Source organism: Limnoraphis robusta CS-951, from assembly GCF_000972705.2.
On the sequence record NZ_LATL02000280.1, the window covers coordinates 1 to 13,708 of the forward strand.

The 13,708-nt window shown below is 43.1% G+C and carries 8 protein-coding genes and 1 pseudogene; all 9 read right to left on the minus strand.

Going from position 1 to position 13,708, the window contains the following annotated elements:
- Positions 1 to 1,870: tetratricopeptide repeat protein (locus WN50_RS23765; protein ID WP_200906347.1), on the minus strand; the 1,870-nt coding region annotated here is incomplete at its 3' end.
- Between the two features lie 407 nt (positions 1,871 to 2,277).
- Positions 2,278 to 2,973, minus strand: coding sequence for a hypothetical protein (locus tag WN50_RS23770; protein ID WP_046281618.1), 696 nt, complete (start codon positions 2,971 to 2,973; stop codon positions 2,278 to 2,280).
- Between the two features lie 297 nt (positions 2,974 to 3,270).
- Positions 3,271 to 3,396, minus strand: a pseudogene (locus WN50_RS35480) (RNA-guided endonuclease TnpB family protein); the annotation flags it as partial.
- A gap of 489 nt (positions 3,397 to 3,885) precedes the next feature.
- Positions 3,886 to 5,250, minus strand: a complete 1,365-nt coding sequence (mgtE, locus tag WN50_RS23775; protein WP_407659657.1) for a magnesium transporter — start codon at positions 5,248 to 5,250, stop codon at positions 3,886 to 3,888.
- An 820-nt stretch (positions 5,251 to 6,070) separates the two neighbouring features.
- Positions 6,071 to 8,275 carry a hypothetical protein gene (locus tag WN50_RS23785; RefSeq protein WP_049560980.1) on the minus strand — a complete coding sequence of 735 codons (2,205 nt, stop codon included), beginning with the start codon at positions 8,273 to 8,275 and terminating at the stop codon, positions 6,071 to 6,073.
- A 377-nt stretch (positions 8,276 to 8,652) separates the two neighbouring features.
- Positions 8,653 to 9,510 (minus strand): pentapeptide repeat-containing protein, encoded by an 858-nt coding sequence (locus tag WN50_RS23790; RefSeq protein WP_049560983.1) that lies wholly within the window; start codon positions 9,508 to 9,510, stop codon positions 8,653 to 8,655.
- 45 nt (positions 9,511 to 9,555) lie between these two features.
- On the minus strand, positions 9,556 to 10,992 hold the full coding sequence (locus tag WN50_RS23795; RefSeq protein ID WP_046280978.1) for an alkaline phosphatase family protein: 1,437 nt from the start codon (positions 10,990 to 10,992) through the stop codon (positions 9,556 to 9,558).
- A gap of 145 nt (positions 10,993 to 11,137) precedes the next feature.
- Positions 11,138 to 12,397, minus strand: a complete 1,260-nt coding sequence (eboE, locus tag WN50_RS23800; RefSeq protein WP_046280977.1) for a metabolite traffic protein EboE — start codon at positions 12,395 to 12,397, stop codon at positions 11,138 to 11,140.
- On the minus strand, positions 12,388 to 13,605 hold the full coding sequence (locus tag WN50_RS23805; RefSeq protein ID WP_046280976.1) for a 3-dehydroquinate synthase: 1,218 nt from the start codon (positions 13,603 to 13,605) through the stop codon (positions 12,388 to 12,390). Before WN50_RS23805 ends, eboE begins: the two co-directional genes overlap by 10 nt.
- Positions 13,606 to 13,708 lie beyond the last annotated feature (103 nt).

The window sequence follows — 13,708 nt, forward strand, 5'->3', positions numbered from 1 at the left end:
AGCGTCCTTGAGACCAGTAGAGTCCTGCCAAATTGTTCAGGCTAGCCGCAACATCGGGATGTTCTGTTCCCAATAACTTCTGTCTCATCTCCAATGCTTGTATCAACAGGGGTTCGGCTTGGCTGTAGCGTCCTTGAGAGGAGTAGAGTCCTGCCAAATTGTTGAGGCTGGAAGCAACGTCGGGATGTTCTGTTCCCAATAACTTCTGTCTCATCTCCAATGCTTGTTTGTACAGGGGTTCGGCTTGGCTGTAGCGTCCTTGAGATTTGTAGAGTCCTGCCAAATTGTTCAGGCTTTGTGCAACATCGGGATGGTCTGTTCCCAATAACTTCTGAAACATCTCCAGTGCTTGTATCAACAGGGGTTCGGCTTGGCTGTAGCGTCCTTGAGAACCGTAGAGTAATGCCAAATTGTTGAGGCTTTGTGCGACATCGGGATGAACCTCACCCTGTAGCTTCTGAAACATCTCCAATGCTCGTATCAACAGGGGTTCGGCTTCGTTGTAGCGTCCTTGAGACTTGTAGAGTGCTGCCAAATTGTTCAGGCTGGTGGCAACAAGGGGATGTTCATCGCCCAGTAGCTTCTGAAACATCTCCAATGCTTGTATCAACAGGGGTTCGGCTTCGCTGTAGCGTCCCTGAGAGTCGTAGAGTCTTGCCAAATTGTTCAGGCTTTGTGCAACATCGGGATGGTCTGTTCCCAATAACTTCTGTCTCATCTCCAATGCTTGTCTGTACAAGGGTTCGGCTTGGCTGTAGCGTCCTTGAGACCAGTAGAGTGCTGCCAAATTGTTGAGGCTTTGTGCAACATCGGGATGTTCTGTTCCCAATAACTTCTGTAACATCTCCAAGGCTTGTTTGTACAGGGGTTCGGCTTCGTTGTAGCGTCCTTGAGACTCGTAAAGTGCTGCCAAATTGTTGAGACTGAGTGCAATATCGGGATGTTCATCACCCAGTAGCTTCCGTCTCATCTCCAATGCTCGTATGAACAGGGGTTCGGCTTCGCTGTAGCGTCCTTGAGACTCGTAAAGTGCTGCCAAATTGTTGAGGGTGGCGGCGACGTGGGGATGTTCCTCACCCAGTAGCTTCTGTCTCATCTCCAATGCTTGTTTATACAGGGGTTCGGCTTGGCTGTAGCGTCCTTGAGACTCGTAGAGTGCTGCCAAATTGTTGAGGCTTTGTGCAATATCGGGATGTTCATCACCCAGTAGCTTCCGTGTCATCTCCAATGCTTGTATCAACAGGGGTTCGGCTTCGCTGTAGCGTCCTTGAGAGTGGTAGAGTAATGCCAAACCGTTGAGGCTGGCGGCAACATAAGGATGTTCATCACCCAGTAGCTTCTGATACATCTCCAGAACACGCTTTGCGAGGGGTATGGCTTCGTCGTACCTACCTTGTTCATAGAGTTGGATAGCTTGTTGGTTGAGTCGGTTTGCTTCTTCGAGTCCAGGAGACTGTTGAGAGGATGTTGTTTGATTTTTTTCTGCTTGTTCTCTGACTTTATTCAAGAGATTTTTCCCTTGCTCAAACGCAGCTTTTGCGTCTTCAATATTCCCTGCTTGAGCCAGTTTAGCGCCTTTTAGGTAATATTCTAGACCTTGAAAACCAGGGTGTTCTGAACCGAAAGTTTTCCGAATAACAGGGAGCGCTTGTTCGAGGAGGGTTATCGCTGCTTCCCAGTTCCCCGCATCAATTTGTTCTCCTGCTTGAATTGCTTTTTGTCTTGCTGCTTCATATTCAGGAGAGACTGCCAACAAAACGGGATGAGTAGTAGACTCCTGAGCGATAACGGTTCCAGGAACAACCCATAAACTGACGACTCCACAGCAAACCGCCAGTCCTTTGAGCATCAGTTGAGCGGGGGTGAACATCTGCCTTTTCCTCAAATTTGTTTGCCTCCCTATCACCTATTCTCAGGGATGTTGAACTTATGCAAAATATAGCAGTCCGTTCTGAGTTGTGTGTCATATCTTCTTGCAAAAGGCAAAAGGCAAAAGGCAAGAGGCAAAAGGCAAAAGGCAAGAGGCAAGAGGCAATCTTGGAAAGTCGTTACAGACTTTTTATCAGCTTTTAGATTTCTCACAAATCATTTCTGATTGCTATATTAATCCATGATGAATGATCAATATTCTACATTCAGATTAATGAATATGAGTGATCGAGTCATTTTTCTCGACCCCTTGAAGCGATCGCCAATCTGAAACATTCTGCGATCGCTACCGATAAAACTCAAGGGGGTAAAGATTTAAAAAATAACTCAATTGCTGAACGTTTCCCCTCACTTCAAGCGTATAGATTGCTCGATAGAATCAACTTTAGTCTGTTTTTTGGTAACAACCGGAGCTTGATGATTCACTAAATCAAATGAATTAAAAAACTGGGCAACATTTTGTGATTTGGCAAGGGAAGGGCTATCTATTCCCGCCATGAGGACATAAATCCGAGAATTCGCCACAAAAACGCGCAGTTTTAGTAATAAACCGTTAGAAGCTTCGATCTCGATTTCTTGACCAATAACACCTTTTAAAGTAATTTCACGTTTGGAGAGAACTTTCGCTTGCGGATCATTAGTGAGTATACCTTGAGTGAAGCTATCATAAAAGATATCAGCTTCATCGGCAGTTAAAGAGGTGGGAAGAAAGGGAAGATTATCAGTATAGGCAACAAGGTAATAAATTCCATTTTCATCGGACAGCATAAATCTTTGAATTTGATACTTAAATTGACCCGATGATTCTTCAAGAGTTTCTTGTCGAGGGTTTCCAGGAGGGATTAAAACGCTAAAGTTAGCCTCTCGTGAGGTCAGTGTTTGCCATTGTTTTGTTGCTATTTGTTCAGAGGGGATTAACACCGTTTGCGCTTGCGCCGTTGATTCTATAAACGGAAACCGATAAGTCTGTAGAGACTCTAGCAGTACAGGGTTAGAGAAGAATAAAGTCGCTGTAGCTATTTTAACAAATTTAGAGAAAAACATAATTGAGAACCTGGGTAGATGTTTAATCTGAGCGAAATCAGAAGTCTACTGCAACATCCGCTCAAACTAACTTATCTCCTACACATCGGAACTTATGCAAAGATATTGCTTTTCTCAATAAAATATAGCAGAGAAAGAGTTGATTAGGACACTGTTTTTATGTCAAATCCTTTTATGATAAAGGTTTCAATTCTGTCTCCTGTCTCCTGTCTCCTGACTTCTGCTATAGTTCTAACGTCAATCGTTAAAGACGCTGAATTGCGATGTTTTACAGAGGTTGAGGAGATGCAGTACACCCGCAACAGTGATTTTGCCAAACTTAACCCCAAAATACTCTAACCATTTTCTGAATTGATACCAACCCGCATCATTAATTGACTTGGCTAGACAATGATTTTTTACCAAGTTTTTGATTCTCAAATCGACCTAGGCGACCAAATCGTGATTATTGGATTACGTCGGAACTAACGCCTCTGGAGACATCGACCCCTGCGTGGGTGGAGAAATCCCTCCAAGTAAGTCGAGTCGTGGAAAGAGGAAGCCCAAGAAGTGATTCTTGGAATCCCCGTACCTTCAGGTCGGGGAGGATGTCACATCTAGACAAAACAAAACCCCGACTTATGGGGCCGGGGAGAGAAAACGAGCTTCACATCTACCAACAACATAATATCCAGAACTCCCCTCTTTTGAAAATGTTGATTATACTGATTTTTAGGGAACAGTCAAATTAAAAAATCCGTGAAAATACGGAGTACCAGAAAACAGGTTATCCTCAAACCCAAGCTGTGCCTGAGTTAGAGATTTTTCACACAAGGGTTGACTTTTTGAGTTTTGGACTCTCAAGAGGGTCGAGGATCGCGATCGCTGACAGTTGACTCCAGAATTTCGAGATCACTTTTAAGTTTCATAACATTAGAGTTGCAGAATCAATCGAGCTAAATTGAAGTAAATCAGAACACCGAGAACATCAACCGCCGTTGTAATAAACGGTGCGGACATTAACGCCGGATCTAACCCCAAAGTGCGAAATAAAAAAGGCAAAGCAGAACCCGCCACAGAAGCTAAAATCGAAATCGCCACTAAGCTAATCCCCACAGACAGAGCCACAGACACATTACCCTGAACAATAAACAAGGTCGCCCAAATCGTTGCTAAAACCCCTAAAATTGTTCCGAGTAAAGCACCCGCTAGACCCTCTCGCCAAATCACCTGTAATGGCCCCATCGCCCGAATTTCATCGGTATTCATCCCCCGAATCACCACTGTAGAAGACTGAGCGCCAACATTTCCACCCGTTCCCGTCAAAAGAGGAATGAAAAAGGACAAGGCGACAACTTGTTGAAGGAGATCTTGTTGCATTTTCAGAATCGCACCCGTGACGCTATTGGTGAGCAGCAAAATTAATAACCAAACCACCCGTCGGCGAGCCACAGTCAACAAACTGGCTTGGAAGTAATTATCCCCCTGAGATTGCACCCCACTCAAAGCATAGATATCTTCAGTAGTTTCTTCTTGTAGGATATCGAGGACATCATCAACCGTGATAATTCCGACGAGCCTCTGTTCACTATCAACCACCGGAATCGCTAGAAAATCATAACGTTGGATAATCCGAGCCACTTCTTCTTGATCGGTATCCGTCTGCACACACACTAAATCGCGGTTGAGAATTTGCCCAATCGTTTGATCCAGTTGAGCAGTGACTAAATCCCGTAATGACAAAATTCCCATTAATTGTCGATCAGAATCCGTCACATAGAGCGAATAAATCGTTTCAGTCACATTAGCTAAACTGCGAATTCGCTCCAGACTTTGACCAACAGTATAATGCTCTTTCAACGAGATATATTCTGGGGTCATAATCCGTCCGGCAGTTCCGGCTTCATACCCCAGTAGTAAGGCTGTGGCTTGGCGTTCAGTCGGGCTGAGTTGAGACACTAGCCGACGCACAACCGCAGCCGGGAGTTCATCAAACAGACGGGCGCGATCATCAGGAGACATTTTATCAACGATGTCGATGACTTCCTGGCGTTTGAATTTTTCGCAGAGAGACTGCTGAACGCTAGAGTCAAGTTGTTCGTAAACTTCGATGGCTTCGTCTTTGGATAATAGACGAAAGGCAATCACCTGCATGGTTTCGGGTAAACCTTCGATCGCTTCAGCAATATCAGCAGGTTGTACGGGGACTAGAATAGTTTTTGCGGCTTGCAAGTCTCCGCGATCCAATAAGACTTGCAGTTGTGAGCGCACCAACTCCCGTAATTCTTTACGCGACATCGTTGGTAGAGTTGATTTATTCTCGTCAGTCAATGGCAGCTCTCCTCAAACGACTTCTGCATCCAGTCTAGAAGCAAAGTGGCATTCGGTTGTATAACCAGGGTGATCAAATTCGGCTGAAAATCCTTCACGGGTTGACAAAAGCAATTGGATCAATTGCCCATTAAAAACCCGGCTTCTTTGAGAAACGGGGTTTTTGTCAAAGAAACCGGGTTTTTGGGCTGTACGTTCCGCTATATCAGTGACCAGTAGGGCCAATTGATCAATTGCCCTTACCAGTTTCAGTTATTAACCATCACTTGTCGCTTGTTCCTATTGACCAAAAAATTGGGATACAAGCCTCGCCCTTAAGGGCGACTTTTATGGTAAAATCATATAGGTTGAAAAACCCGCCTTGTCCCATAAATACTACAGAATAGAAGATTAGGTTGGAACTCCTTTAGTTGAGGGCAGAACAAGGGAAGTCTTAAAGTCAATGAGAAAATCAAACTTGAAGACACAAACAAACAAAAACAAGATTTGTTAATAGTCGCGGGAGGACATTCTGAGACTTGAAACGGACGTGGAGGAAGGCATAAGACTCCGGTTATTGAAGCAGCGTCCTGCGAAGCGTCAACCCCCCGCACGCGACCACCCGTTAAAGGTGGCGTGGTGAGGAATCTTCTCCCTTTAGGGAGGAGAGGATGTCAAGGGTTATATCATGTCCGACTAATCAATAATGATTCTGTAGGGGCGGGTTCAGTCAATATCTTTAGCACTACTCCGAGATTGAGATAAACCCGCCCCACCCCATAACAGAATTAATCAACCGGACATAATATTACTCGCCGATAAACGGAATGACAGTCGAGTTGTCCAGATTTTCAGCCATAGAATTCATAAAAACGTTGACGGCTTCAAAATAGGGCAGATTGTTGCTCGGGCTACCGTCGAAAACGAGCAGGTCATCACTGTTAAAGGTTTCATCTGAGCTAATATACCAGCCGCCCGAGCCGTCGTTGAGAAGATACTCATCACCGATCTCTGCAATTACAGCGCCTTCGTCTAAACCTTCTCCCCCAGAATTAATCAGATTGTCGAGACGAGCTTCAACAGACTCAACAAAATTATCGATACTAGATGACACTTCCCCTGTAATGCCGTCAATTTCAACTTCACTCAACCAATAGCCATCGCCTTGATCACTGTCTAAATTAGGCTCGTCTTCTCCTTCAATCAAAGGATTGCCATCAGTCTGGGGGTTCCAGTTGGCAAAGGGGTTGCCATTGCCTACACCGCCGAAAGAATTGTCACCGCCACCGACGTTACCAAAAATATCCTCAACCCCATCGACACCTTCAATATCTAACAGACGACCAAAGGGACTCATTCGGAGTTGTTCTAAAAGGGCAGAATCATCCTCACTCATATCGCTCATATCGCTTTCAGAATTGCCTTCATCCATAGTGGACATATCCAACCCGGACTCAGACAGTTCGCTCGTGGCGCTTTGGCTGGCAGACTGTTCAATCATCTCACCGAAATCTGAGTCAGTAACGTCAACATCTGGCGCATCGCTGCTATCACTAACATCTTCAGCAGTAAATGTCTCAGTGTCAGGTGTATCAGGTGTAGAGTCCGCCGCCTCATCGGAGTCGGTTTCTGTTGAGGACTGAGCCATCACACCAGTAAAATCTACATCAGCAGTGTTAGTATCTGCGGAGTCACTACCCACAACACTACTAAAATCTACATCAGCATTATCTGCGGAGTCACTACCCACAACACCACTAAAATCATAAGTGTAGTTCGGATCGCTGGCTGACTCATCACTAACAAGCGTAGTATTGCCATCGCTATCGGTTTGGAAATAGCGATCACCATTACCATAGATGTCTACGTTATCCTCAGAGGTGCTGACTCGGTTTCCGTTAATAGTATTGTTACTACCAGTGGGACGGTTGCCATTGCCGTTAATCGTGTTTCCACTGCCGCTAGGACGGTTGCCACTGCCTGTAATCTCGTTATTATCTCCTAGATTCCAGTTACCGTTACCTTCGATAGTGCTGTCGCTGCCGAAATTCCAGTTGCCGTTACCGGAAGTTTGATTGTTACTGCCGAAATTCCAGTTACCGTTACCGGAAGTTTGATTGTTGGTACTTTCTTCTAAATCTTCAAGATCAACAGGTATGCCACCCTCTGGTGCAGGTGTACCGCCACCGGCAAAGAGGGGATTGTTACCCCCAATTGATCCGAGATCGATGGGAACATCGCTTCCGCCTGCGGACATTTCTAATGGATTTTCTCGACCTTCAAAGATTTCGTTAAAACCCTCGCCGCCTTCCCCGAAAGAGCGGTTGCCGTTGCCTTCTGTTTGGTTGTTGCTGCCGAAGTCGGTGTTACCGTTGCCATTGGTAGAATTGTCATCCCCAAAAGCAGTATTACCGTTGCCAGATGTAGAGTTGGCATCTCCAAACGCAGAGTTACCACTGCCTGAATTTTCGTTATTTTCGCCAGTATCGATGTTACCGCCACCGAAGGGATTACTGTTACCAGAGCCACGACCAAAGCCGCCTTGCGAGTTACCACCACTGAAGGGATTTCCACCACTGGGAGATCCTGCGCCGTCTCCAATTCCACCATCGGGTTCAACGGGCATGGGGGTGTCATCAACAGGTGTTTCGGAATCTTCGTCCATGTCGTCCATACCGCCACCGAAGCCGCCTTGTGAACCACCGACACCAGATCCGCCTTGGGAGCCACCGACACCAGATCCGCCTTGTGAACCACCGCCACCGAAGGGATTTCCAGCGTCAGAGCCACCTTGGGAGCCACCGCCACCAAAAATGTCACCGAGATTATCAATACCGGGAAGCCCAATTAACCGATCAAACGGAGTGCCAGGAGCCTCTGAATCGCCGTTAAAGCTGCTGAAGTCGTACTCATAGCCTTCTGCGGGGGCAAGGGGATTGCTAAAGCCCATTCCACCGCCAGCAGTCGGATTTGACATATTCATCTCTTCAGTTGATGTATTTTCGGATGCCATGAGATTTCTCCTCGTTTTACAGATGGGATAAAAAGCTTTAGTTTTTACTGTGGCAATCTATTCAGCACTTGCTAACTCATTGGGTTTACTGCCCAACAAATATGCTCTCAAGTGCCAAGTTTTTTGCAGGCGAAAGCCAACGTTTTGAAAACGTATTACAACCGCCTATGTACATAGGTTAGAAAGATTAACTAATATTTGCTATGAATATTCTTTTGAATATCCCACAGATTTTTAGTAGTTTGCTAACTCGGGCTAATGGGCTAATTCCCTTAGCTCTTTTTAGTAAATTTCACCACAAAGGTACAAAGTCACGAAGATTTTTTCGGTTGGTGTTCTCTGTGTCTTTGTGGTTTTTATTCCCTTAGATAGATGATTTAATTTTTTTTACAAGAGTCAAGTTTCTTTTTGATGTGAGTTCCTACTGCTGCTATTCCTAAAAAGCTGAGGCTAACTAAGAATGAAGGTTCGGGAACGCTGGCAAATTTGTCGAGTAGATTTTCACCATTAAGAAGAGTGTCAGTCAGGTTTACTCCCACAAAGTTAACTCCAGTCAGGTTAACTCCTGTGAGGTTCGCTTCACTCAGGTTAACTCCAATAAAATCTACTCCAGCTAGGTTAACTCCCGTGAGGTTGGCTTGACTTAAGTTGACTCCAATAAAATCAGTTTCCGTGAGATTAACGCCTATAAAGTCGGCTTTAATTAGGTCAACTCCCAGAAAATTTGCGTTACTTAGATTAACTCCGATCAAGTCAGTTTCAGTAAGGTTAACACCCAGAAAATCAGCTCTAATAAGGTCAACTCCCAGAAAATTAGCATTACTCAAGTTGACTCCAGCGAAGTTAGTATCGGTGAGATTAACACCAAAAAAATTCGCTCCTATCAGATCAGTTCCCACAAAATTAGAACGGCTTAGGTTAACTCCAGCGAAGTTAGTATTGGTGAAATTAACACCAAAGAAATTCGCTCCTATCAGATCAGTTCCTAAAAAATTAGAACGGCTTAGGTTAACTCCAAAAAAGTTAGTTTCGGTGAAGTTTGTTCCCTGAAAATTTGCACCACTCAGGTTAACTCCTCTAAATTCGGCTCCACTTAGGTCACAGCCAATACAGTCATTACCGTTTAACACCCGCTCTAAATCAACTTGATTAAAAGCATGAACAGGAGAAACAATTCCACTAAAAGCAAGCGGTAAAACTGTTAATGATGTTGTTAGTAATTTTTTCAGTATCATTGATTTAATTCCTCGATTTAAGGTGTGTATTTCTGAGAGAGAAAATTAAGTGAAAGATGAGGCGTGATCAAATCGGTGGTTAAGCATTCCTTGTTTTTCGATGAAAGTCTCTGCTTGTTTGCCAAAAATTTGCTCAAGAATGAGTTGAGTAATTTGGGTAGATAAGAGAGATTTTTCTTCAGAATTTTCTGCTTTTTGAGTGATAAAAACTGGATAATCACAAGCATTCGGCGGAATACAACCGTGAGAACCTTTGACTAGGCTTGCATCCAATGGAATAACATCCATTAAATAACGAAAACCCAATTGCTTGCGTAACAACTTCCAGGCAATTTTGACTTGAGGAAAGGGAATTTTTGGATCGATAAAAAGTTCAACCGGATCATAACCGGGTTTGCGATGAATATCAACAGTCCGCGCAAAATCTGGGGCGCGTTTGTCGTCTAGCCAATAATAGTAGGTAAACCAAGCATGAGGATGAGCGATCGCAATCAAATCACCTGATCGGTTATGATTGAGGTGAAAGGCTTTTTTACCTTCCTTATCTAAAATATGGGCAATTCCATCAACATTTTCAAGGATTGATCGCACTTTAGAAAGATTAGCTTTTGAGCGCACATAAATATGAGCAATTTGATGATCGGCGACTGCAAAAGCATCGCTAGCCCCCGTATCAAGCAATTCTAAACCTAATTCTTCTCGGACGGATAATAAACCCTTTTCTCTGAATAATCGATTCAGATGTATGGGCTGAGAAACTGGAGTAATCCCGTATTCTGATAACACAACAATATTAGCATTTTTTGCCGTATAATAGTCAATCAAATCGGCACAAACTTGATCGATTTCTATTAAATCTTTTGGAATTTCTTCCGGTTGAGTCCCAACACTTTGCAAACAGTAATCTAGATGAGGAAGATAGATGAGTGTTAAGGTGGGATTTTGACGAATATCAACCCATTTCGCGGAATCTGCTATCCATTTACTAGAAGCAATTGAAGTTGCTGGCCCCCAAAATTTAAACAGAGGAAATTGACCTAAATCGGATTGAATTTGCGAGCGAAAATCACCAGGTTGAGTGTAAATATCAGGAATTTTGCGACCATCAGCCGGATACATCGGGCGAGGTGTAATCCCATAGTCTACCGAGGAGTTCATATTGTACCACCAAAACAGATTTGCCGTCGTACAATTAGGATTAATCTCTTTAGCCATCTCCCAAATTTTTGGTGCTTGTACTAAACGGTTAGACTGTCGCCAAAACTTAATTTCGTCTTCGTCTTTAAAATACCAACCATTACCAACAATACCATGTTCACTCGGCCATTTACCTGTTAAATAAGTCGTCTGAGCCGAGCAAGTTACCGCAGGTAATACAGGTTCAATTGTATTAACTTTTCCTGCCCATTTAGACAGTTTTGGCATGGCTTTTAACAACGCAGAAGTCAAACCCACAACATTAATTACAACTGTTTTTTGCATTGATTTTTTCCCAATAAAACATCAAATTTCCAAACTTTTTTATAATCTCCCCTGCTATATCCTTCGGATAGGCTTCGCCAACGCCACCCCCCAAAAAAGATCCGAACGGCTTTGCCACCCCCCTTAATAAGGGGGGAAGGGGGGATCAAGGGATTTTTAGTAAAGGTTTTTTGAATTGAGATGAATAGAGATTAAAATTCTCGACATCCTGTTGAATTACCCAATCATATTCTCTTTGAATAGAAGTGAGTAAATCAGTTTTGAGGTTTTCAGGTAGAACTTGAAACGTGTAAGTTTCAATCTCTAAATGTTCACAAGGATAACTTTTCAACAGATTTAACACTGTTAAAATATCGTCTTGGGTAGACTGTAAAATGCCATAGGTTTGATTAAAAATGGGAATATGAAAATGAGTTCGCCACTCTTGAGCCGTTGTTTCTTTTAAATCTTCAAGTGCTTCGGGTAAATCAATATAAGATTGGAAAGTACCGTCAGAATAAGCCGCAACAACTTGATGTAAATAAGTTGATTCAGCAAATTTCTGTAAAGATTCAGCGAGGTTAGCCCGTTCAGATTTATCTTGAGGAAGCTTATTTTTAATCGCTGCACTAATTTGGATTTTACCGATTGAAATCCCTGCTTGTTTAAAGTCACGAAAAACTTGAACCGGATTTTCATAAACAACGGAAAAATGGCAAGTATCGTAACAGATTTGAATGTGTTCTCGCAAAAGTGTTTCTGCTGCGTTTAGAGACAGATTAAGTTTGTTTGCGAGGTATTTTCCACCGAGAGGTAACAGCCAATTCTCAAAAAAGTTAATGACTTCGGCTGAATTTTCGATTAATCCATTAGGTTCAGGTTCTAGATCGATGTGAATAAATTTCCCCGTCGTCTGATGCAGATTAACCAGAAAAATTACCACTTCAACAAGATTGATTGTACTGTGTTTAAACACCTCATTAATATTAGATGAACTGTTAAACCAAGGCTTATAAGAAAGAGGCAAAGTTGAGATACTCCCTTTCACCCCTTCGGGTAACAATTCTGCTAAAATATGAGCGAGGTTTTTGGTGTAGTTGGTTCGTTCGGGTGTTGTCCAGTCAGGTGCATAAACCTTGTCTTTTACCACTTCGTTATGAAAGCCCCCATAGGGAAATCCATTCAGGGTAAAAACATAGAGTCCCTGTTCAACTAACCAAGTCTTAAACTCAGCAATTTCTGCTGCTTTAAGTTGTATTGTCGCCTGATGAGAAAGCCTTAAACCAATGCCGAAATATTCAGTATTAAAGCGACTTTTTAAAGCCGGAAGATACTGTTTTAGATTCGTCAAAACTTCCAGCCAAGATTCGCCCGGATGAATATTCGTGCAGTAGGTTAGGTGAGCGCCGTTTTCAGTTAACTGCATTGTAAATCTGCCTCTTCTAACATCAGAATTGCTAGGCGATATTTGTCTAAATCAACTTTGTGAACTTCTAAACCTTGACCAATTGTGGTTAATAGCATTAAAGTCAGTTCACCGCCTAAATGTTCTTGAAATTCGCTTAATCCTTTAAACAAAGATCGGGGATGTTCGGGTTGATTTAAATAAGAAGAAAGTTCGGCATCATACAGGCGAAATCCTAATGCTTTAAATAGGCTTAAAATTTCTTGCCATTCTTGCTTTGTGATCAAACCCGATAAATAAGAATAAGTGCTATCGAGACAGATACCAATTGCAACTGCTTCCCCATGATAAAGCCGATAATTGCTGAGATATTCTATCCGATGTGCCGCCCAGTGACCAAAATCTAAGGGGCGAGAACTTCCCATTTCAAACGGATCTCCACTCGCAATATGATCGAGGTGCAACTTCGCACAACGGTAAATAATTTGCTGCATTGCATCTAAATTTCGGTTAGCGAGTGCTTCCGTTCGATCCGCGATAAAATCAAAGAAAGAAGCATCTTTGATCAGTGCAACTTTCACCGCTTCAGCGACACCTGAACGCCAATTTCTATCATCTAAACTTGTTAAAAAATTGGCATCGTTGAAAACAAGAGTTGGCGGTGCAAACGTTCCTAAAAAGTTCTTTTTACCGAAAGCATTAATCCCATTTTTAACGCCAACTCCTGAGTCACATTGCCCTAAAACCGTCGTTGGTACCCGAATTAACCGAATACCTCGATGGGCGGTTGCTGCGGCGTAGCCAACTAAATCTAACATCGCACCGCCACCCACTGCGATAACATAAGAGTGACGACAAAGTTCGGCGTCTGAAATAATTTTTTGTAAGTCTTCAACGAGTTGAGGATTATTTTTAGCCGCTTCTCCGCCTGCTATTAAAGTTGAACCGGGTTTGAGATTTAATGCTTGGCTGTAGTGATTGCTATAAGCTTTTATTTGTGCAAGAATTTCGGTTGCTTGAGGAAGTCCACTATCAACAAATGCGATTGCTTTTCTAACCCCTTCTCCTTTCGAGAGTAGCACATTTGCCAATAAAGAATTATTGGGGTTAAATAAATCGCGAGTAAAATGAACATCGTAGTTAAACGTGACCTTTACCTCTTGTTTTAGCGGGGCATAGTCAACAGATGAATCGTTTAAAAGAGTCGGTTTAGAAAGTGTAAAAGTCATCGAAGTGTATCCTGTTCAGTTATTAATTTTGTCGAAGTTGATTGGTTTTGTAGGGGCGGGTTCCACCCAGATTTTTGTTTCTAACAAACAGCCTACATAAACC